The sequence below is a fragment of the Actinoalloteichus sp. AHMU CJ021 genome (assembly GCF_002895405.1).
Taxonomy (GTDB): Bacteria; Actinomycetota; Actinomycetes; order Mycobacteriales; family Pseudonocardiaceae; genus Actinoalloteichus_B; species Actinoalloteichus_B caeruleus.
In genome coordinates, this window is sequence record NZ_CP025990.1 from 821,102 (window position 1) to 841,642 (window position 20,541).

A 20,541-nucleotide genomic window follows, 5' to 3' on the forward strand; every position below is an offset into this window, starting at 1 on the left:
CGGTGCGGCGCGGTCCGGCACTCGTCGCCCTCCGCGCGGTCACAGTTCCCTCACCTGCTCGAAGGGCTCCCCGCACCCCCGGCAGCGGCGCAACGCCCGGCACGCCGTCGCGCCGAAGGCTGCCAGCTGGTCGGTGTCGGGCGAGTCGCAGCGCGGGCAGCGCGCGGCCGGCGGGGGGTCCAGGCGCAGCGGTACCGGACCCGTCCCCCGGCGGGGCGCCGGGCCCGGTGGCGCGATGCCGTGTTCGCGGAGCGCGGCCCGGCCCTCCGGCGTGATCCAGTCGCTCGACCAGGGCGGGGCGAGGGCGGTGCGGATGTCGACGTCGGGGAAACCCGCCCGGTGCAGCGCGGCCACCAGGTCGGCGCGCATCTCGACCAGCGCCGGACAGCCCGAGTAGGTGGGGGTCACCGTCACCACCACCCGGGTGGGCGGCTCGATCTCGACCGAGCGCAGCACCCCCAGGTCGACGAGGGTCAGCATGGGCAGCTCCGGGTCGACGACCGCCCCGGCGGCCGCGCGGGCCCGGTCGAGTTCCGGGCTGGGCACCGTCACCACCGCCCCTCGGGGTGCGCGCGGGCCACGCTCTGCATCTCCGCCAGCAGGTCCCGCAACGCCGCCGTGTGCCGCCCCGTCCGACCCCAGGGGACGGCCGGGGCGTCCCCGGCCCCCCGGTCGTCCATGCCGGGCGGGTCCAGGGTCGCCTGGTCGCACACCCGGCTGAGCACGTCCGCGAACTCCGCCCGGGTGGTGGCGGGGTCGACCCCCGTCCCGTCGGCGACGGCGGTCCGCTCCGCGTCGGTGGTGGCGAACAGTTCCTCGACCAACGGCCACACCTCGACCAGCCCCTCGGCCACCCTGCGATGGGACTCGTCGGTGCCGTCCCCGAGCCGCACGGCCCACCCCGCCGCGTGGTCCCGGTGGTAGGCGACCTCGGGCACGGCCTTGGCCGCCACCGCCGCCACGACCGGGTCGCGGGAACCGCTGAGCCGGTCCAACAGGGCCAACCGCCAGGTCGAGAAGACCAGCAGGCGGGCCACCAGGTGCCCGAAGTCCCCGTGGGGGGCCTCGACCAGGCGCACGTTGCGGTAGTCCTCGGCTGGCCGGAAGAACGCCAGGGCGTCCTCGTCCGGTACGTGGCCGGGCACCCCGGCCGGCCGCAGTCCCGGGTCGAGCTGGGCGGCCCTGGCCAGCAACGACCGGGCCTGCCCGAGCAGGTCGAGGGCGATGTTGGCCAGCGCGACCTCCTCCTCCAGTTCCGGCGCGTGGGTGCACCACTCGCTGAGCCGGTGCGCCATCACCAGGGCGTCGTCGGCGAGACCGAGGACGTGGCGGGCGGCGGCGGGCCGGTCCACACCGGCGGGAACGGTGTCGTCCACTCCGGACAGCGCGTCCTGGAAGCCGGTGCCGTGGGCCCACCGGTCCCCCAGTCCCCCGGCGTCCTCGGTGAGCGCCTCGTAGGCGTTGTCGAAGGCCATCGGGACCTCACAGATGGGGGACGTCGTCGGGGATCGCGTAGAACGTGGGGTGCCGGTACACCTTGTCGGCGCTGGGCGCGAAGAACGGGTCCCGTTCGTCCGGGCTGGACGCGGCGATGGCGTCCGACCGGACCACCCAGATGCTCACCCCCTCGTTGCGGCGGGTGTAGAGATCGCGGGCGTTGCGGAGGGCCATCGTGTCCTCGGCCGCGCGCAGCGACCCGACGTGGACGTGGTTCAGGCCGCGCCGACCGCGCAGGAACACCTCGTAGAGCGGCCATTCCGCGCGGGGGTCCCGCCCGGCTCGTCCACTGTCGGCGCCGGCGGTGCCAACTCCCGGGGTCCGGGCGTGGTCGTCCCCGGTCGGGCTCGCCGACCGGTCCGGTCCGGTCGAGGGGCCGGACCTGGCGTCGGGTGCGCCTCCGGTGGTGGTCACCCGGCCACCCCCGCCCCGACCGCGTCCCGGGCCGCCCGCTTCGCCGCGTGCGCGGACGCCGCCCGCCGCACCCACTCGCCGTCGCGGTGGGCGGCCCGTCGCGTGGCGATCCGTTCGGCGTTGCACGGCCCGTCACCCCGGATGACGCGGGAGAGCTCGTCCCAGTCGATCGGCCCGTGGTCGTAGTGCCCGCGCTCGGCGTTCCACCGCAGGTCCGGGTCGGGGAGGCTGACACCCAGCGCCTCGGCCTGGGGCACCGTGATGTCGACGAACCGCTGCCGCAGCTCGTCGTTGGTGTGCCGCTTGATCCGCCAGGCCATCGAGCGGGCCGTGTTGGGCGACTCGGCGTCGGGCGGCCCGAACATCATCAGGCTGGGCCACCACCAGCGGTCCACGGCGTCCCGCACCTGGGCGCGTTGCTCCTCGGTACCGCCCATCATGGTCATCAGCAACTCGTAGCCCTGCCGTTGGTGGAAGGACTCCTCCTTGCAGATGCGGATCATGGCGCGGGCGTAGGGGCCGTAGGAGCTGCGGCACAACGGCACCTGGTTGCAGATCGCGGCGCCGTCGACCAGCCAGCCGATGACTCCGACGTCGGCGAAGGACAACGTCGGGTAGTTGAAGATCGACGAGTACTTCTGCCGGCCGGTCACCAGTTTCTCGGTCAGGTCGGCGCGGTCCGCGCCCAGCGTCTCGCAGGCCGAGTACAGGTACAGGCCGTGCCCGGCCTCGTCCTGGACCTTGGCCAGCAGGATGGCCTTGCGTCGGAGCGAGGGGGCGCGGGTCAGCCAGGCCCCCTCCGGTTGCATGCCGATGATCTCGGAGTGCGCGTGCTGGGCCACCTGTCTGATCAGGGTGGCGCGGTAGGCCTCGGGCATCCAGTCCCGGGGTTCGATGCGTTGGTCCTCGGCGATCAGGCGTTCGAACCGGGCCTGGGCCTCGGTCTCGTCGGCCAGGGTCGCTTCGGGTGGGCGGCGCGCCCCGTCCGGGCCGTGCCCGGTCCTCCGGTCCGTCACCGTCATCACCTCCTCGGCCGAGGGCACGGCCGTTGGTCCTCCCGGGTGGCGGTCAGCCCGCCTCGCCCGGCTTCTTCGCCACGAGGGTGAGCACGTCGTACCGGGCCACCGACTCGCCGTGCTGGTTGGTGACGTCGGCGTCCCACCGCACCTCGCCGTGGTCGGCGTCCACCCGGGGCGTGATCTGCTTGGCGGTGAGCGTCACGGTGAGGGCGTCGCCGGGGTAGGTGGGGGTGAGGAACCGCAGGCCCTCCAGGCCGTAGTTGGCCAGGACGGGCCCGGGCGCCGGGTCGACGAACAGGCCCGCCGCCAGCGACACCACCAGGTAGCCGTGCGCGACCCGCCCCTCGAAGAACGGGTTGGCGCTGGCCGCTTCCTCGTCGGTGTGGGCGTAGAACGTGTCGCCGGTGAACTCGGCGAAGTGCTCGACGTCCTCGAGGGTGACCGTGCGGGGCCCGGCGACAACGCTGTCGCCCACCCGCAGGTCCTCCAGGTGCCGGCGGAACGGGTGGACGTCGTCGACGGTGCGGGGCGCACCGGGCATCCAGCGGTTGGCCACGGCGGTGAGCACCCCCGGGCCGCCCTGCACGGCGGTGCGCTGCATGTGGTGCAGCACGCTGCGGATGCCCCCCAGTTCCTCACCGCCGCCGGCGCGGCCCGGGCCGCCGTGCACCAGGGCCGGCATCGGCGACCCGTGGCCGGTGGACTCGGTGGCGGTGTTCCCGTCGACCACCAGCAGCCGGCCGTGCCAGGGGGCCAGGCCCAGCACCACCCGGCGGGCGAAGTCGGTGTCCGCGGTGACCACGGAACCGGCCAGGCTGCCCAGGCCCCGGGCGGCGAGGTCGATGGCGTGGTCGGCGTCGCGGTACGGCAGCAGGGTGCTGACCGGACCGAAGGCCTCCACCTCGTGGACCGGGGCGGCGTCGGGGTCGTCGGCGCGCAGCAGGACCGGGGAGAGGAACGCGCCCCGCAGCGGGTCGGCGTCGAGCGGGTCCACCCGCTCGGGGTCACCGAAGACGGGGGTGGCGGTGGCCAGCAACGCCTTGAGGGAGCGGCGGACCTCCTCCCGCTGTTCCAGGCTGGCCAGCGCGCCCATCCGGGTGTCCTGGTGGGCGGGGTTGCCGACGGTGACCTCGGCGAGCCGCGCCGCGACGGCGGCGGCCACCTGGTCCATCCGGTGGGCGGGCACCAGGGCGCGGCGGATGGCGGTGCACTTCTGGCCGGCCTTGACGGTCATCTCCGTGACCAGTTGGTCGACGAAGACGGCGAACTCGGGGGTGTCCTCGTGGGCGTCGGGTCCGAGGACCGAGCAGTTCAGCGAGTCCGCCTCCGCGCTGAACCGGACGGCGCGCCCGACCACCGCCGGGTGGGACCGCAGCCGGCGGGCGGTGGCCGCCGAGCCGGTGAAGGCCAACAGGTCCTGTTCGGTGAGGTGGTCGAGGAGGTCGCCGGCCCCGCCACACACCAGTTGGAGCGACCCTGGCGGCAGCAGACCGGAGTCCAGGACCAGTTCGACCAGGCGTTCGGTGAGGTAGGCGGTCTGGCTGGCGGGTTTGACGAGGGTGGGCACGCCGGCGAGGAAGGCGGGGGCCAGTTTCTCCAGCGGCCCCCACACGGGGAAGTTGAAGGCGTTGATCTGCACGGCCACCCCGTGCAGGGGGGTGCACAGGTGTTGTCCCAGGAACCCGCCGTCCCGGCTGAGGCGTTCCGGCGGCCCGTCCACGTAGACGGTGTCGTTGGGCAGTTCCCGCCGCCCCTTGCTGCCGTAGGTGAAGAGCACGCCGATCCCGCCGTCGACGTCGAAGCGGGCGTCGAACCGGGTGGCGCCGGTGCGGGCGGACAGCGCGTGGAGCTCGGAGCGGTGTTCCCTCAGGTGCCCGGCGAGGGCCTTGAGCAGGGCGGCGCGCTGGTGGAAGGTCAGCTCCCGCAGGGCGGGACCGCCGACGCGTCGCCCGTAGGACAGGGCCGAGCCCATGTCGACGCCGGCGGAGGTGATGGTCGCGATCCGCTCACCGGTGACGGCGTCGAGCAGCGGTTTTCCCTCATCCGTCGGAGTGAACCAGTCGCCGTTGACGTGGCTGCGCAGCGGACGCATCCGACACCGCCCTCCCGATTTTCACCCTTAACTTACCGACCATTCGTTTAGTACTGTATGGCAGCATGACTGACCGTGGGACGCAAGTACTCGTCCACATCAGGGAATCGGTCGCCACGATCACCCTGAACAGGCCAGAACGGGGAAACGCGCTGACCACCGAGCTGAAGCGGGAGCTGGTGGCGGCGGTCAGGAGGGTGGGTTCCGACGAGGCGGTGCGTGCCGTCGTGCTCACCGGCAACGGTCCGGCGTTCTGCGTGGGGCAGGACCTCGCCGAGCACGCGGAGACCCTGCGGACGCGCCCCGACGAGGCGTTCGACACCGTCTCCGCGCACTACAACCCGATCGTCCACGGGCTCGCGACGATGCCCAAACCCGTGCTCGCCTCGATCAACGGCAGTTGCGCCGGAGCCGGCCTGGGCTTCGCCCTCGCCTGCGACCTGCGGATCGCCGTGTCCGACGCCCGCTTCCGCACCGCCTTCACCGGCATCGGCCTGACCTGTGACTCCGGGGTCAGCGCCAGCCTCGCCCGGGCCATCGGGTCGGCGAGGGCCAGCCAGCTCGTGCTGCTCGGAGAGCCGTTCACCGCCGAACAGGCCGCCGACTGGGGCATGCTCGCCCAGGTCGTGGCCCCGGAGCAGCTCGCCGAGACGACGGAGGCGCTGGCCGGACGATTAGCGCAGGGCCCGACGCGCGCCTTCGCCGAGGCGAAGCTCGCCATCGCCGCGTCCTGGGGTTCCACCCTGGACGAGACACTGCACCGCGAGGCCGAGGCGCAGGCGCGAGCCGGCGCCACCGAGGACCACCGCCGCGCCACCGACAGCTTCACCCGCCGCCAGCCGACCACGTTCACCGGCCAGTGAGACGCGGCCGGGACCGGCCGGCACCGGTTCCGGTCAATCGAGCGACCCGAGGGCGGGGTCCCACCGCCGCCGCGTGACCCGTCCCCTCCACACTCCCGGACCACCGCCCGCCCTGCCGAGGGAGGACGCGGAACGCCGACCCACCGTGACCGAGGGAAATCGGGAGCCGCGGCGGTAACCTGCCCGTAACAGCGCGCATTCAGCCGTCACGCCGTCACCGAACCAGGCGAGCTCCTACCGATTCCGGATAAGGGAAATCTGACGGGTTAACGAGGTGTCGGTACGCCCGTTCGATCTAGTTTGACGCCCCGAGGCCACCGCTATCGTCGGGCGCATGAGACCCACCCTCAGGCAGCGCCGACTCGGTTCCGCACTCGCCCGGCTGCGCGACCGCGCGGGAATTGACATCGATACCGTGGCAGCCTCGATGGGTTGGACCAGATCGGACACGAGCGGCCGGGAGTCCGGCCGGACCGAGAGCTCACTCGCCGACATCGAACGGCTCAGCCACCTCTACGACAGCACCGACGACGAGCGCGGCTGGTTGCTCGACCTCGCGGGGCGACAGCGGGAGCGATGCTGGTGGCAGCCCTTCGGGGCCGCCGTGCCGGACACCTTCCTGGACTACCTGGAGTTGGAGGAAACCGCCACCGACCTGCACGCCTGGGAGATCGACCTCGTGCCCGGCCTGCTCCAGACACCCGACTACGCGCGGGCCGTGATCGAGTCGTGGATCCCCCGACCCGGACCCGACCTGGCCGAACAGCGGCTGCGGCTGCGGATGGCCCGGCGGGAACGGATGGGGCGGCTGAGGCTGTCGGTGGTCGTCGACGAGGGAGCCCTGCGGCGGCGGGTGGGCGGCGACCGCGTCTGGCGCGAGCAGTTGGCGAGCCTGACCCGGCTCCCGGAGACGGTGACCCTGCGGGTCCTGCCTTTCTCCGGGGGAGCCCACGCCTCGCACAGCGGGTCGTTCAGCCTGCTGACCGCCGTCGGCGCCACCGGTGTGGACCAGGCCGTCCTACTCGACAACGTCGGCGGCTCCCTCTTTCTGGAGGACGAGCCGGAAGTCCGGCGATTTCAGTCCGCATTCGAGGATCTGCGCGCGGCCGCGCTCGATCCCGAGAGCAGCCGCGACGCGATTCTGGACATTCTGCGGGCGAACGGATAGCGCACAAAGGAAGACCGTCGGGAATTCCCGCGCCGGCCGCGCGGCAGGCGTTCCCGGTCGGGTTCGGACAGGCGGACGTGACCGGGATCGGGCGGCCGTGGGCGGCCCCTCCTCGACCTCCCCGAGACCGGGGGGCGGTCCTGGCGTGGCGGAAGAGGCGGCGCCGACGGGGTCTCCACGCGCCCTCCGTGCGGGAGGCCCGGGTGGACGGGCCGGCCCGGCGGCCGCGTCCCCGCCAGAGCACCGAGGAGCGGGGGACGGCGCGACCAGGACCGACCGCGACGGAGCTCGGCGCCGAGCGGCCAACACCGGACGTCGGCGACGGGGTCCCCCTCCGACGACCCCGCCCCAGGCAGGGGGACGGCGCCCACCGACCCGCGTCCCCCGGGGCGGGGCTCATCCCGGCTCCCGTCGAGCGGATACGGGGAATAGTTGTCGAGAAATACCGACAGTTTGTTGTCTTGACACCACTGTGGCTGGTTGTTGAAATGGTCAAGTCGACTTGGCAAACGCTTACCGCTACGTGATCATCCACGCCGGCGAGGGAACGGGCGCGCGTTCCGGAGCCGGCCGGTCGAAGGCCGTCGAACGCGATCGAATACGTGTCGAACACGAGCCGAACGCCGTCGGTTCCGAAGCTTTCTCGGGGTGGTGGTTCCGCCCCGAGGCGACCCGACCGCACACCACCCGGTAAGCGCCCCGACCACCAGGAGTGAGAGATGGGCCGCAACGGCGCACCCCCCGTCCTCGGCCGACGAGCCAGCTCGGTGACCACCGCGCTCCTCGTCCTGGCCACCGCGACCGCGACGCTGGCCGCCCCGGCGTCCGCCGACACCCCCCACCCATCCCCCACCGGCACCTCAGCCGGAACGGAACTCGCCCGGCACGCGGCACCAGCCACCGAACCCGCTCCCCGGCAGGACTGCGGGGCGGGGGACACCGACGCCGCCGCCGTGCTCGACGCCGGAACGTGGCGGGCCACCAACGGCGGCCAGACCGTCTACACCGGACCGAGCATGCTGGAGGCGATGCGCGCCGCAGTCGGCAGCCTCACCCCCGGCCGGACCAGCACGGAACGGGTCGTCGTGCACGGGTCGGGCGACATGCCCGCCAACCAGTCCCTCGACCTGCCCAGCCACACGACCCTCGAGGTGTGCGGCACGGTCAACGTGACCGGCACCCCCACCGGGGACAACGCCGTCGTCCGGGGACGCGGCGTCACGAACGTGGAGATCCCCCACCTGAGCGTGACCGGGGCGCCCTGGTTCGGCCTGTTCTTCCGCAACGGCAGCGACATCCACCTCGGCCAGATCGACCTCCAGCTCTCCGGAGGGCTGGGGATCCGCATCGACAACCACGCCGACCGCGCCGTGCGCACCACCGGCGTGCGGATCGACGACGTGCGGGTGTCGGGCACCAACAACCACGGCGTGGAGACCTACGGCGTCGACGGGCTGACCGTCGGCACCGTCGTCGCCCGGGACGTCGCCTACTCGGGGCTGCTGCTCAACGACACGATCAACGCCACCGTCGGCACCGTGGACGCCGTCAACGCGGGCACCGGCACCGGGTACGCCGCGTTCCGCATGGCCAACCGCAACGGGCGGATCGGCGACGGCTACCCCACGAACATCCACGTCGGCGAGGTCATCGCCCGCGGCGGCGGACGAGGCGTGTTCTGCGTCTCCGAGAGCGGCGGAGCGGTCATCGACCGCGTCGACATCGCCGACACCGGCAACAACGCGATCCTCATCGAGAACTGCCACAACATCGACATCGCCCCCGACGGCGGCAGCGTCACCGGTGGCGGCGACATCCGCATCGCCGCCAGGACCGACTTCGCCAACACCTCCGACATCACGCTCCAGAACCTGACCGTCACCGACTCGGCCATCACCGAGAACCCGTGCGGCGAGAACATCACCATCCAGAACAACACCCTGGTCAACAGCGCGCTGAACATCTGTTGACCCTCGACCCCGCGCCCTCCCGCTGAGTTACTGGGAACCAGGTTCCCCACCGATCACCCGGTCGGGGACCACGGCGGGAGGGCTCGGTGCCGACCCCTGATCCACTCCGAGACACCCGGTTCCCCGGCCAGGCCCCCGCCTCGCCCACACCCCCACCCCGGACGGAACCGGAGCACCCGCCGGCGACGCCGAGCGGCGAGCCCCGTCACCACGTCCCGGCTGACTCCTCCCCACGGCCACCCCACCAGCGCGCGGACGAGGCCAGCCGGCGCGGGCTGCGCCCGGGGTTGGGTCATCGGTGGGTAGCACGGACCGAACCGCCAGACTGTCGCTGCCAGTGTTGGTAGTTTCACCCGAGGCGAGAACTCGTGGGTGGGAGGACTCATGCACATCGAGAGTGGCGGTGAGGGCGGACAGCCGACCTCCATGCCCGATACCGGCAAAATGATGGGCACCATTGGACACTTCCGTGCCGCAGCAGCCGCCGGCAAGGTCACCATCGACCCGGACAGCGCCGAGGCGATGGCAAGGAAGATCGACGCCATAGCCGAGAGAGCGAAGGACCGGCGGGGTCGGGTCCGGACACTGAATCAGCGAGTTCCCCTCGGTTCAAGCCCGGTGGCCCTACAGATGTCAGAACAGACCAAGCTCAGCGCGGCCGGGACCCCGCAGTCCGCCGCGGAGAATCTCGAGCTCTACATCGAGGCGCTGACGGAGCTGGCGGCAGCCATCCGAGCCAGTGCCCGGAGCACTCAGGCTACGGATGAACAGACCGCAGCCGAGCTCAACCGGCTAGGAGAGGACCAGGCATGAGGCACAGGGGTGTGGGTGTGTGGGGAACAGCGCTGGGGCTGGCGGCGCTGATGTCTGCCTGCGCGAGCACGGAACAAGGAACCGCAGTCGCCGTGAACCCGACAGTGGACTCCTCCCTTCCAGGCAGCGCCACTCCGTCGGCGCCTGGAAGCCCCGGCGAAGAGCCAGAAGTGGATGTGGTGGCGGAACTATCGGAGATGTTGCCCTGCGAAATCCTCAGCGACGAGGAACTAACCACCCTGGGCTTCGATCCGGAGACCGCCACGTTCGATGACGTCGGCGTGTCCTACGACTGTCGCTACCGTTTGCCGGGTGGGGAGAGTCCGGTCATGACGATTCAGTTGGACTGGGTCTATAGCGTAGATCAGCTGAATCTGACAGACTACACGGTTGAGGAGATCAGCGTAGGGCCGCTGCGCGCACTCCGCATCATTGAAAAACCCGCATCGGAACATTGTCAGATCTCCATGCATTTGAGCGAACAGGCTCACGCGTCAGTTTTTGTGGATTACGCGGGGACACTCGAGCAGGCGTGCGCCATAGCGGAGGGCACCGCAGAGGCGTTGGAGCCTTCATTGCCTCGGTCTTCGGACTGACCAGGCTGACGGTGGAGCTCACCGGGTCCGGCTGACACGAATCGACGCATGCCCGCATCCTTGAAATGACCTTATTCCTCCCTCAGTGTGAGCAGCGGGCAACGCCATGTGCGATGCCCATGGTGGCACGGCGGCGTGAAGTTCGCCTCCACGCTGTCACGCAATGGACTGGAAGGACCAGCATCGTTAAGCCTGGTTGGCCCTCTACCCCAAGGACGGTCCTGCCCACGTCGAGGCGTTGACAGAGTGGGCAGCGACCAGCCGGACCTGCCCGGCGCACTCGCAGCTCCGAGGATTCAGAACACAGCCGGGTGCAACCGGCTGGGAAGGAATGAGACATGAGGCACGGGGGCGCCAGGACGTGGGGAACAGCCCTGGGACTGGTGACACTGCTGTCTGCCTGCACCAGCACGGAACAAGGAACCGCAGTCGCCGTGAACCCGACAGTGGACTCCTCCCTTCCAGGCAGCGCCACTCCGTCGACACCTGGAAGCCCCGGCGAACAGCCAGGAGTGGATGTGGTGGCGGAACTATCGGAACTGTTGCCCTGCGAAATCCTCAGCGACGAGGAACTAACCACCCTGGGCTTCGACCCGGAGACCGCCACGTTCGATGACGTCGGCCTGGCCTATGACTGCGGCTACCGCTTGCCCGGCGGAGGCAGCCCGATCATGGCAATTCAGCTGAACTGGCAGCGCAGTGTTGATCAGCTGAATCTGACAAACTACACGGTCGAGGAAATCAGCGTGGGACCGTTGCGGGCGCTCCGCATCATCGACAAACCCGCATCGGAACATTGTCAAATCGCGTTGGATTTGAGCGAACAGGCCCACGTGTCTATTTTTGTTGATTACGCGGAAACGTTCGAGCAAGCATGCGCCATAGCGGAGGACACCGCAGCGGCCGTGGAGCCTTCATTGCCTCGGTCCTCGGACTGACCAGACCAACGGTGGTGCTTCCCGGGTCCGAGTCCTCCCCCAGACATCGCTCGAGTGGGACCCAGCAGCACGTCCACAGTGCCCGCGCGGTGATACTGCGACCAGGCGCCAGCCACCCTGAACCAGGACCCGACGTTGACGGAACGCGACCGACACGCAGCCCTTCCGCTCTGACCCCGTGTGATTCGGTCAACACCCCTCGGCGCACAACGGCCCGCATACCCCTCCTTGTCCGTGGACGTCAGCGGGGTGGTGGCCACACCAGCCGAGGCCAACCGGAGGTGACGGCCCCCACCCGCCAGTACCAAGTCCGTGATGCGCTACCCCACCTACCGGGTCACCGGCCGGCTCGCGCCAGCGACCGAGCCGCACAGCTGGTCAACAACGCGGAACATGCGCGACCCGGCCACCCAGCGCGCGAACGAAGCCAGCCGGCGCGGGGTGCGCCCGGGGTTGGGCCATCGGTGGGTAGCACGAACCGAACCGCCAGACTGTCGCTGCCAGTGTTGGTAGTTTCACCCGAGGCGAGAACTCGTGGGTGGGAGGACTCATGCACATCGAGAGTGGCGGTGAGGGCGGACAGCCGACCTCCATGCCCGATACCGGCAAAATAATGGGCACCATCGTGCACTTCCGTGCCGCAGCAGCTGCCGGCAAGGTCACCATCGACCCGGACAGCGCCAGGCGATGGCAAGGAAGATCGACGCCATAGCCGAGAGAGCAAAGGACCGGCGGAATCGGGTCTTCACACTGGATCAGCGAGTTCCCCTCGGTTCAAGCCCGGTGGCCCTACAGATGTCAGAGCAGACCAAGCTCAGCGCGGCCGGAACGCCGCAGTCCGCCGCGGAGAATCTCGAGCTCTACATCGAGGCGTTGACGGAGTTGGCGGCAGCCATCCGAGCCAGTGCCCGGCGCACTCAGGCCGCGGATGAACAGACCGCAGCCGAGCTCAACCGGCTAGGAGAGGATCAGGCGTGAAGCGCAGGGGTGTGGGCGTGTGGGGAACAGCCCTGGGACTGGTGACACTACTGTCGGCCTGCACGAGCACGGAACAAGGAACCCCAGTCGCCGTGCAACCGACAGTGAATTCCTCCCTTCCAGGCAGCGCCACTCCGTCGGCGACCGGGAGCCCCGACGAACCGCCGCCAGAGGTCGTGGATGTGGAAGCAGAGCTGTCAGACATGCTGCCCTGCGACATCCTCAGCGACGAGGACATCACCACGCTGGGCTTCGACCCGGAGAGTGCCACGTTCGATGACGTCGGCGTGTCCTACGACTGTCGCTACCGCTTGCCGGGCGGGGAGAGCCCGATCATGACGATTCAGTTGGACTGGGATTACAGCGTCGACCAGCTGAATCTGACAAACTACACGGTTGAAGAAATTAGCGTGGGACCGTTGCGGGCGCTCCGCATCATTGTCAAACCTCCATCGGAACATTGTCAGATTTCATTGGACTTGAGCGAGCAGGCCCACGTGTCCGTTTTTGTAACTTACGCGGGGACCACCGAGCAGGCATGCGCCATAGCGGAGGACACCGCAGCGGCCGTGGAGCCTTTATTGCCTCGGTCCTCGGACTGACCAGACCGACGGTGGTGCCCGGGGGTCCGGACGTTCCGAATCGGGCACGCTCAGATCGCTGGCGCGCCGAGGGCACTGTCCTCGTTCCCCCCTCGGTGTGGGCTGTGGGCAATGTCATCTGCAATGCCCGTGGTGGGGTGGCGGTAGTAGTTCGGGAAGGGACCAGCAACGTCGAGCCCGCCCCAACGCCGCCATCTCAAGGACCATCCTGCCCATGTCGAGGCGTTGACAGAGTGGGCAGCGACCAGCCGGACCTGCCCGGAGCACTCGCAGCTCCGAGGATTCAGAACACAGCCGGGTGCAACCGGCTGGGAAGGAATGAGACATGAGGCACGGGGGCGCCAGGACGTGGGGAACAGCCCTGGGACTGGTGACACTGCTGTCTGCCTGCACCAGCACGGAACAAGGAACCGCAGTCGCCGTGAACCCGACAGTGGACTCCTCCCTTCCAGGCAGCGCCACTCCGTCGACACCTGGAAGCCCCGGCGAACAGCCAGGAGTGGATGTGGTGGCGGAACTATCGGAGCTGTTGCCCTGCGAAACCCTCAGCGACGAGGAACTAACCACCCTGGGCTTCGACCCGGAGACCGCCACGTTCGATGACGTCGGCGTGTCCTACGACTGTCGCTACCGTTTCCCGGGCGGGGAGCGTCCGGTCATGACGATTCAGTTGGACTGGAATTACAGCGTCGATCAGCTGAATCTGACAAACTACACGATTGAGGAAATCAACGTAGGGCCGTTACGCGCACTCCGCATCATTGGCAAAACCGCGTCAGAACATTGTCAGATTTCCTTGCACCTGAGCGAGCATGCCCATGTGTCAGTTTTCGTACATTACGCGGGAACTCTCGAGCAGGCGTGCGCCATAGCGGAGGGCACCGCAGAGGCGTTGGAGCCTTCATTGCCTCGGTCTTCGGACTGACCAGGCTGACGGTGGAGCTCACCGGGTCCGGCTGACACGAATCGACGCATGCCCGCATCCTTGAAATGACCTTATTCCTCCCTCAGTGTGAGCAGCGGGCAACGCCATGTGCGATGCCCGTGGTGGCACGGCGGCGTGAAGTTCGCCTCCACGCTGTCACGCAATGGACTGGAAGGGCCAGCGTCGTTAAGCCTGGTTGGCCCGCTATCCCAAGGACCGTCCTGCCCACATCGAGACGTTGACGGGGTTGGCGACGGCCAGGTCTGAGCGGGTCAGGCCCGTGCGGTCGAGCTCCGCTGCGGCTCCGCTGGTGAGGGTTCCAGCGTCAACACTGCTGAGAGCGAGAACAGGCTCGTAGCCGCCATACGTGACCGGCTGGCCGCCTACACCACTGACCACGCCGGCTGAGTTCGCAACGTCACCGATTCGGCCAGCACTGAGAATTCGCCCCAGGGAGCGCGGCAGCATCCACCGACACCCTTGTCAACAGTGCGCTCAACCTCTGCTGATCCTTGACACCGCGCCCTAGCGCTGCGTTACTGGGACCGAGGTTCCCCACCGACCATTCGGTCGGGTACAGGGCGGGAGGGCTCGGTGTCGAACCCGGTTCCGCGCCGAGGCACTCGGCGCCGCGACCAGGTCTTCCGCCTCGCCCACGATTCCGAGGGCACCGGGGCCGGCCCGGGACGGCGGGCGGCGGGACGCGCGCACACCGTGGCGGGTCGGCCACTTCCCGGGCGCTGGCACGAGCTTCCCAGCAGGCGGTCCCGAACGGATCCCGGCGGACCACCACCGGCCCACCGGGGACCACCACCGGCCCACCTCTGGGGCGGAGACCGGGTTCCGCCGCGACGAATGCGACGCCACCCCTCGCCGCCGGACCACCCCTCGCCGCCGGACCGTCCCACGCCGCCGAACCGACTGCACCGGACGAGCCACCGGGACAGGAGCGCACGCATGACCGACCAGCCCATCCACTCCGATTCGCCGTCCCGCACCGGGCGCGGGGCGCCGGGGGAACGTCCCCGGCTCTCCGCCGACGAACTGGCGGCGCTCCAGCTGGTCCGGCTGCGGTGGACGCTGCGGCACGCCTACGACAACGTGCCCTTCTACCGGCGCCGCTTCGACGAGGCCGGGGTGCGTCCGGAGGACTGCCGGTCGCTGTCGGATCTCGCCGGGTTCCCCCACACCACGAAGGACGACCTCCGCCGGAACCACCCGTACGGGATGCTCGCCGTCCCTCCCACCGACCTGCGCCGCATCCACGCCTCCAGCGGGACCACCGGCGTCCCCACCGTCGTCGGCTACACCCGGCGGGACCTCGACATGTGGGCCGAGGTGGTGGCGCGGTCGCTGCGCGCCGCGGGGGCACGGCCGGGGCAGCGCGCGCACATCGCCTACGGCTACGGCCTGTTCACCGGTGGCCTCGGCGCGCACCACGGCGCGGAACTCCTCGGTTGCACCGTCATCCCCGCCTCGGGTGGGATGTCGGCCCGCCAGGTGCGGCTCATCCGGGACCTGCGACCGGAGATCGTCCTGGCGACCCCGTCCTACCTGTTGACCCTGCTCGACGAGTTCGACCGGCAGGGCGTGGACCCGCGGGACGCCGGGCTCCTGACGGGCGTGCTGGGCGCCGAACCCTGGACTGAGGGGATGCGCGCGGAGATCGAGGGCAGGTCGGGGTTGACCGCCGTCGACATCTACGGGCTGTCGGAGATCATCGGTCCCGGGGTCGCCCAGGAGTTCCCGGAGGCCGTCGGCGCGTTGCACGTCTGGGAGGACCACTTCTACCCCGAGGTCCTCGACCCGGGCGGGACGCCGGTCGCCCCGGGCGAGCGGGGGGAACTGGCCATCACGACCCTGACCAGGGAGGCCATGCCCCTCATCCGTTACCGGACCGGTGACCTGTCCGCCCTGACGCCCGGCGCCGGCGTCCCGTTCCGGCGCATGGCGCGGATCACCGGTAGGACCGACGACCTCCTCATCCTGCGAGGGGTGAACCTCTACCCCACGCAGGTCGAGGAACTCGTGCTCCGAACCCGGGGGCTCTCCCCGCACTTCGTGCTGGAACTCACCCGGGAGGCCAGGTTGGACCAGCTGACGATCCGGGCCGAGGCGGTGTCCGGTCTCGCCGCGGACCGCTGGCCAGCCGTGGGCGGGGAGCTGTCCGACCTGGTTCGCGGCGAACTGGGCCTGCGGGTCGGGGTGGAGGTGGTGGCACCGGGCACGCTGGAACGGTCCTCGGGGAAGGCACGACGCGTGCTCGACAACCGTGAGACCACGGGGCCGGCCTGAGACACTGACCGCCATGACCGACGGGCCCGCCGAACGCGCCAGCCGCCGGGGACGCCCCGGCTACGACCTCGACTCGCTGCTCACCGTCGCGGTGAGGGTCTTCAACGAGCGCGGTTACGACGGCACGAGCATGGAGGACCTGGCCAGTCGGCTGGGCATCACGAAGTCGGCGATCTACCACCACGTGGCCGGGAAGGAGGAGTTGCTCCGGCTCAGCGTGGACCGGGCGCTGGACCAGCTCTTCGCCGTGGTCAACGAACCCGAGGCACAGCGGGGGCCGGCGATCGACCGGCTCGAGTACGTGGTGCGCCGCAGCATCGCCGTGCTGGTGGACGAACTCCCGTTCGTGACCCTGCTCCTGCGGGTGCGGGGCAACACGGCGGCCGAGCGGCGGGCGCTGGCCCGCCGCCGCGAGTTCGACCGGCTCGTCAGTGACCTGGTGGAGCGCGCCGAGAGCGAGGGCAGCATCCGCCGGGACGTGGACCCCGCGCTGACCAGTCGGCTGCTCTTCGGCATGCTCAACTCGATCATCGAGTGGTACCGGCCCCGGCGGGGTCTGACCGCCGTCGACCTGGCCGATGCCTTCGTGAAGATCGCCTTCGACGGCCTTCGGAGCCGCCCGGACGCGCCGCTGTCCCCGGTACCGGACCCTGGTCAGACCGGTTCGCCCGCGGGTGCGTGACGCACGGGTCCGCTCGGCTCGCCGACGGTGCCTCGGGTGAGCCATCCCGGCAGGCGGGACGGCGTCCGCTCGGGCGCCGGGTTGGGGGCGGGCGTCGCCGGCGGGACCCGGAGCCGGGGGACGAAGAAGTGCACCAGCGGCCCGATCGCCAGGGCGAAGACCACGGTGCCCACCCCGACGGTGCCGCCCAGGGACCAGCCGACGGCCAGCGCGGCGACCTCGATGAGCGTTCGGGCCCGCCGCACGGGAACGCCCCGCGCCGCCAGCCCGGTCATCAGGCCGTCCCGGGGACCCGGTCCGAGACCGGCCCCCAGGTACATCGCCGTTCCCACGGCGTTGATCACCAGCCCGGCGAGTAGGAACCCCACCCGGACCGGCAGCTGTTCGGGGGCTGGGACCCACTCGATCACGGTGGCCATGATGGGGCCGATCAGGAGCACGTTGTGCACGGTGCCGAACCCTGGACGTTGCCGCAGCGGGATCCACAACGCGAGGACGACGGTGGACACACCGATCACCACCCACGCGAGCGGGAGGCCGGTGCTGCCCGCCAGCCCCTGGTGCAGCACGTCCCACGGATTGAGGCCGAGTTCGGCCTGGAACATCAGTCCGAGTCCGCCACCGAACAACAGCAGTCCGAGGTAGAGGTTCAGCACACGACGCAGCCGCGTGCCGGTCCGCCCAGCCATTTACATCCCCCTGCATGGCATGTCAAGTCCCTGTTATCACACTGTATAGGCAGGGGAGACAGCCTCGCGACCGGGTTTGTCCACTCTCTTCCGTCCACAACTGACCCTCCGTGACGACGTCCCGCCGAGGAATGGTCCTTTGTGGATTTCCGAGGCGCGAAAGGGCTGGTCCCGCCCCGGGGAGCCCGGGGCGGGCGGGGTCGGCGCACCGCCGTTCGTCACCCCATGGCGTCAGGCACGGAGAAGACGACGCGACTGCCCGGGTACTCGGTGTGGGTCCAGGCCCGCCCACTGTCGGCCTCGTAGGAGATGTCCTCCGGTCCGATCGGCAACGCGGAGGAACTGCTGGCGACCCCGACCTGACCCCGGTAGAGCAACCCACCGGTGTTCCGCCCCCGGCTCCGGACCATCAGGAAGGTGTCGTCGTGCGACACGGCACCCTGCAGGTTGGTGTGCGGCGAGCGGTAGGCCGCGTCGGCGGCGACCGTGCCGGCCGAGTCGACCGTCAACAGCCCGGTGTCGGTGTCCAGCGGCCACCGCACGAGGCGCGCACCGGGCACCCCGTCGTAGTACTCCCCCGTCAGCAGCGAGGGCGGCGAGGTCGACCGGTCCACCGCCAGGTACGAGTAGCACAGCGGCTGGTCCAACGAGTCCGGCGGCCGCACGCAACCCCCGGTCTGCGTGTACGCCCCCACCTGGGGAACGACGTACCGGTAGTCGTGGGCGTAGTACCGGCCGTCGGACCCCAGGCCGATGCGGTCCTTCGAGGCATCACCCTCGGTGCGCCAGACCGTGCGCAGGTCGAACACCCGGATTCCCCGGGAGGTGTCCACGACGTACAGGTGGTCGCCGTACCAGGCGAGGCCTCCGGCGTGGATGTTCACCGCCCGGAAGTCGTCGGTGCTCGTCGGTTCGACCAACAGGACGTGCCGGTAGCGGGGCGCGGCCGGGTCGTCGTAGTCCACGAACGACACCCGCACCCCCTTGTCGTCGGTGTTGTACCAGCTCACGAGGATGGCGCGGTGGCCGGCGTAGGACCCGTCCCCGGTGGCGTCCCAGGACGCGGTGATGCCCTGCGGGTACCACTCCGGCGTGCCGTCGTCACCGCTGTTCCAGCAGAACCCGGTGGCCCCGGTGACCCCCGTGGCGTGGCACAGGCCCCGTGCCTCCCGGTTGGCGTCGGCGAACACCTCGGCGGCGCTGGCCTGGGTCACCCGGGTCTCGAGTCCGGCGATGCGTTCGCCGTAGGTGTCGAAGGTGCCGTTGTCGGAGAGCCGGTAGGGGTCGCTGGGGATGGTCGTCAGCGTCGTCTGCGCCGGGGTGACGGCCTCGCCAGGCTCGGCGCCGGCCACGAGTGATGCTCCCGCCACGGTGGCGGCGGTGAGCAGTCCGATCAGTCTCGTCACGTCAGTCCGTCCCATCACTGGTCGGCCCGCACCCGGTCACGTCCCACGCTCCGCCACCGGTCGGTTCGGCGGCCCGTGCCTCGTCGGGCCCACCGGGGGCTGTGCCGGGAACGGGCCAGCGCACGGGTTGGTCGTCGAGGGTGGATGTGGACCTGGGATCATCCCGCCGCCGTACCACCACCACGACACCGGTGTTCCCGCTGGTCGTGGCGGTCGGACCGAGATCGGGCACGCCGGGCGGCGGGCGTTGCTCGATCTGCGCGCGCAGCCAGAGGGTAACCAGCTGGGGTCTGATCGCGGAAGTCATTCACCACAGTCCGGGGGATGACCGGGGTCGCCGCCTCCACCGTCCACCCGAGGACCCGCCCCGAACCCTCCACCGTCCGGTGTGGTGCCCCGCACCGACCCGACACGTCCACACCGGCGCTCCCCGGGCCAAAAACGGGGCTGCGTCCAGCTAAAGCCCCGACAAAGATCCACTTCCCGCGCGGCGAGCCACCCGGCCGCAACGCCGCAGCACAATCGGGGTGGCCGACCACCGGCGGCGGCTGCCCGCCGGGCGCCCTACGCCGTTCGCCTCCGCCGGCGTCCGAGCGAGGGGCTGTCGGATTCGCGCCCCCTGTGATCACATGACCACTCCCTGCCAGCGGCGAGGTCTCCGCTGGTGAACCCGTCGGGAGGACGCTGATGTACAGACGTCTGGCGGCGCTCGTCGCCGCAGTGGCCATCTCCGCCGTCGGCCTGGTCATCAACCAGGGCGAGGCCCAGGCAGCACCCAACTTCCGGCTGCCCTTCGAGTGCGGTGAGACCGTCACCGCGAACACCCGCGCCAACCACAGCCCAGCACAGGCGATCGATTTCCAGCGGGGCAACATCAACGGGCTGCCCGTCGTCGCCTCGGCCGCCGGCACGGTCTCCCGGGTGGAGAACACCGGGAACACCAGCTACGGCCGGTGGATCGAGATCAACCACGGCGACGGGTGGAGGTCCCGCTACGCGCACCTGTCCTCGCAGGCGGTCTCGGTGGGACAGCGGGTGACGCAGGGCCAGCGGATCGGCAACGTGGGTTCGACCGGCGGATCGACCGGGCCGCACCTGCACTACGAGCACCTGCAGAACGGGTCCCCGGTGCGGATCAACACCATCGACGGGCAGCGGATCACCTACTACGGCAACACCACCGTCACCGCCTGCGGCGGCGGTAACCCCTACACCCCGCAGCAGGCCTGCGGCACCGGGTACGGCGTGATCAACCAGCGCGCCCTGGGCTCGGCGGCCACTGTCTACCTGCTGTACAACGCCTCGAACGCGCACAACTGCGTGGTGACGATGAAGCAGAGCTCCATCGGCACGCCCACCGCGACCTCGGCGTTCCTGGAGGTCCAGGGCAAGTCGCGCAAGACCGATTCCGGCTCGTTCTCCTACTACGCCGGGCCGGTTCGCGACGCCGCCCCCGCCACCTGCGTCAAGTGGGGCGGCTCGGCGGGCGGCCAGTCCTGGGAGAGCCCCTTCCAACACTGCGGCTGAGCCACCGCTCCACCACTGGCCGGTCCGCGTGCCCCAGGGCACCCGGGCCGGCCTCCGCGTCTCCCGG

General features: G+C 70.3%; 20 protein-coding genes. 12 read left to right on the forward strand and 8 right to left on the reverse strand.

Features of this window, described 5'->3' with window-relative positions; all coding sequences use genetic code 11:
- Positions 1-39 precede the first annotated feature (39 nt).
- The 5 genes from paaD to paaZ form a co-directional block, all read right to left on the reverse strand.
- Complete coding sequence (paaD, locus tag C1701_RS02990; RefSeq protein ID WP_337662110.1) at positions 40-555, reverse strand: 1,2-phenylacetyl-CoA epoxidase subunit PaaD; 516 nt, start codon at positions 553-555, stop codon at positions 40-42.
- Positions 549-1,475, reverse strand: a complete 927-nt coding sequence (gene paaC / locus C1701_RS02995) for a 1,2-phenylacetyl-CoA epoxidase subunit PaaC (protein WP_103055505.1) — start codon at positions 1,473-1,475, stop codon at positions 549-551. Before paaC ends, paaD begins: the two co-directional genes overlap by 7 nt.
- Positions 1,476-1,482: 7 nt before the next feature.
- Positions 1,483-1,740, reverse strand: coding sequence for a 1,2-phenylacetyl-CoA epoxidase subunit PaaB (paaB, locus tag C1701_RS27085; RefSeq protein WP_026420707.1), 258 nt, complete (start codon positions 1,738-1,740; stop codon positions 1,483-1,485).
- Between the two features lie 167 nt (positions 1,741-1,907).
- Positions 1,908-2,933, reverse strand: coding sequence for a 1,2-phenylacetyl-CoA epoxidase subunit PaaA (paaA, locus tag C1701_RS03005; protein ID WP_248783958.1), 1,026 nt, complete (start codon positions 2,931-2,933; stop codon positions 1,908-1,910).
- A 46-nt stretch (positions 2,934-2,979) separates the two neighbouring features.
- The gene (gene paaZ / locus C1701_RS03010; protein ID WP_103055506.1) at positions 2,980-5,022 is read right to left on the reverse strand and encodes a phenylacetic acid degradation bifunctional protein PaaZ; all 2,043 of its coding nucleotides are present in this window, start codon (positions 5,020-5,022) and stop codon (positions 2,980-2,982) included.
- A 65-nt stretch (positions 5,023-5,087) separates the two neighbouring features.
- Between paaZ and C1701_RS03015 the strand changes: the two genes are divergently transcribed.
- The 11 genes from C1701_RS03015 to C1701_RS03065 all read left to right on the forward strand — a co-directional run bounded on the left by C1701_RS03015 (position 5,088) and on the right by C1701_RS03065 (position 16,852).
- Positions 5,088-5,885, forward strand: a complete 798-nt coding sequence (locus C1701_RS03015) for an enoyl-CoA hydratase/isomerase family protein (RefSeq protein ID WP_016701606.1) — start codon at positions 5,088-5,090, stop codon at positions 5,883-5,885.
- Positions 5,886-6,219: 334 nt separating this feature from the next.
- The gene (locus C1701_RS03020; RefSeq protein ID WP_103055507.1) at positions 6,220-7,053 is read left to right on the forward strand and encodes a helix-turn-helix domain-containing protein; all 834 of its coding nucleotides are present in this window, start codon (positions 6,220-6,222) and stop codon (positions 7,051-7,053) included.
- Positions 7,054-7,772: 719 nt separating this feature from the next.
- Positions 7,773-9,023 carry a hypothetical protein gene (locus C1701_RS03025; RefSeq protein ID WP_026420703.1) on the forward strand — a complete coding sequence of 417 codons (1,251 nt, stop codon included), beginning with the start codon at positions 7,773-7,775 and terminating at the stop codon, positions 9,021-9,023.
- Between the two features lie 384 nt (positions 9,024-9,407).
- Positions 9,408-9,836 carry a hypothetical protein gene (locus C1701_RS03030; RefSeq protein WP_103055508.1) on the forward strand — a complete coding sequence of 143 codons (429 nt, stop codon included), beginning with the start codon at positions 9,408-9,410 and terminating at the stop codon, positions 9,834-9,836.
- Between the two features lie 92 nt (positions 9,837-9,928).
- Complete coding sequence (locus tag C1701_RS03035) at positions 9,929-10,432, forward strand: DUF3558 family protein (RefSeq protein WP_245533645.1); 504 nt, start codon at positions 9,929-9,931, stop codon at positions 10,430-10,432.
- Positions 10,433-10,815: 383 nt separating this feature from the next.
- Complete coding sequence (locus C1701_RS03040) at positions 10,816-11,370, forward strand: DUF3558 domain-containing protein (protein ID WP_337662111.1); 555 nt, start codon at positions 10,816-10,818, stop codon at positions 11,368-11,370.
- A gap of 795 nt (positions 11,371-12,165) precedes the next feature.
- Positions 12,166-12,348 carry a hypothetical protein gene (locus C1701_RS27090; protein WP_337662112.1) on the forward strand — a complete coding sequence of 61 codons (183 nt, stop codon included), beginning with the start codon at positions 12,166-12,168 and terminating at the stop codon, positions 12,346-12,348.
- A gap of 41 nt (positions 12,349-12,389) precedes the next feature.
- A complete protein-coding gene (locus C1701_RS03050) occupies positions 12,390-12,950 on the forward strand; it encodes a DUF3558 domain-containing protein (protein ID WP_081895415.1) in 561 nt (186 codons plus the stop codon).
- A gap of 370 nt (positions 12,951-13,320) precedes the next feature.
- Entirely contained in the window at positions 13,321-13,875 is a 555-nt protein-coding gene (locus C1701_RS03055; protein WP_337662113.1) for a DUF3558 domain-containing protein, read from the forward strand.
- A gap of 957 nt (positions 13,876-14,832) precedes the next feature.
- On the forward strand, positions 14,833-16,170 hold the full coding sequence (locus C1701_RS03060) for a phenylacetate--CoA ligase family protein (RefSeq protein ID WP_337662114.1): 1,338 nt from the start codon (positions 14,833-14,835) through the stop codon (positions 16,168-16,170).
- A 13-nt stretch (positions 16,171-16,183) separates the two neighbouring features.
- Positions 16,184-16,852, forward strand: coding sequence for a TetR/AcrR family transcriptional regulator (locus C1701_RS03065; RefSeq protein WP_030228814.1), 669 nt, complete (start codon positions 16,184-16,186; stop codon positions 16,850-16,852).
- Here the strand turns inward: C1701_RS03065 and yczE are convergent.
- The 3 genes from yczE to C1701_RS03080 all read right to left on the reverse strand — a co-directional run bounded on the left by yczE (position 16,825) and on the right by C1701_RS03080 (position 19,254).
- Positions 16,825-17,541 (reverse strand): membrane protein YczE, encoded by a 717-nt coding sequence (gene yczE / locus C1701_RS03070; RefSeq protein ID WP_103055511.1) that lies wholly within the window; start codon positions 17,539-17,541, stop codon positions 16,825-16,827. The genes C1701_RS03065 and yczE overlap by 28 nt on opposite strands.
- 218 nt (positions 17,542-17,759) lie before the next feature.
- Positions 17,760-18,947 (reverse strand): hypothetical protein, encoded by a 1,188-nt coding sequence (locus tag C1701_RS03075; protein ID WP_051713543.1) that lies wholly within the window; start codon positions 18,945-18,947, stop codon positions 17,760-17,762.
- Between the two features lies 1 nt (position 18,948).
- Entirely contained in the window at positions 18,949-19,254 is a 306-nt protein-coding gene (locus tag C1701_RS03080; RefSeq protein ID WP_016697700.1) for a hypothetical protein, read from the reverse strand.
- A gap of 380 nt (positions 19,255-19,634) precedes the next feature.
- On the opposite strand from C1701_RS03080, the gene C1701_RS03085 reads away from it, so the two are divergent.
- Positions 19,635-20,474 carry a M23 family metallopeptidase gene (locus C1701_RS03085; protein ID WP_016697701.1) on the forward strand — a complete coding sequence of 280 codons (840 nt, stop codon included), beginning with the start codon at positions 19,635-19,637 and terminating at the stop codon, positions 20,472-20,474.
- Positions 20,475-20,541: the final 67 nt, after the last annotated feature.

Excerpts from the sequence above, each read along its gene's own strand:
- C1701_RS03065 (WP_030228814.1), top strand. The coding sequence starts at position 16,184 with ATGACCGACGGGCCCGCCGAACGCGCCAGCCGCCGGGGACGCCCCGGC.
- C1701_RS03080 (WP_016697700.1), bottom strand. The coding sequence starts at position 19,254 with ATGACTTCCGCGATCAGACCCCAGCTGGTTACCCTCTGGCTGCGCGCG.
- C1701_RS03020 (WP_103055507.1), top strand. The coding sequence starts at position 6,220 with ATGAGACCCACCCTCAGGCAGCGCCGACTCGGTTCCGCACTCGCCCGG.
- paaC (WP_103055505.1), bottom strand. The coding sequence starts at position 1,475 with ATGGCCTTCGACAACGCCTACGAGGCGCTCACCGAGGACGCCGGGGGA.
- paaZ (WP_103055506.1), bottom strand. The coding sequence starts at position 5,022 with ATGCGTCCGCTGCGCAGCCACGTCAACGGCGACTGGTTCACTCCGACG.
- C1701_RS03060 (WP_337662114.1), top strand. The coding sequence starts at position 14,833 with ATGACCGACCAGCCCATCCACTCCGATTCGCCGTCCCGCACCGGGCGC.
- C1701_RS27090 (WP_337662112.1), top strand. The coding sequence starts at position 12,166 with ATGTCAGAGCAGACCAAGCTCAGCGCGGCCGGAACGCCGCAGTCCGCC.
- C1701_RS03085 (WP_016697701.1), top strand. The coding sequence starts at position 19,635 with ATGTACAGACGTCTGGCGGCGCTCGTCGCCGCAGTGGCCATCTCCGCC.
- C1701_RS03025 (WP_026420703.1), top strand. The coding sequence starts at position 7,773 with ATGGGCCGCAACGGCGCACCCCCCGTCCTCGGCCGACGAGCCAGCTCG.
- C1701_RS03030 (WP_103055508.1), top strand. The coding sequence starts at position 9,408 with ATGCACATCGAGAGTGGCGGTGAGGGCGGACAGCCGACCTCCATGCCC.
- paaA (WP_248783958.1), bottom strand. The coding sequence starts at position 2,933 with ATGACGGTGACGGACCGGAGGACCGGGCACGGCCCGGACGGGGCGCGC.
- yczE (WP_103055511.1), bottom strand. The coding sequence starts at position 17,541 with ATGGCTGGGCGGACCGGCACGCGGCTGCGTCGTGTGCTGAACCTCTAC.
- C1701_RS03015 (WP_016701606.1), top strand. The coding sequence starts at position 5,088 with ATGACTGACCGTGGGACGCAAGTACTCGTCCACATCAGGGAATCGGTC.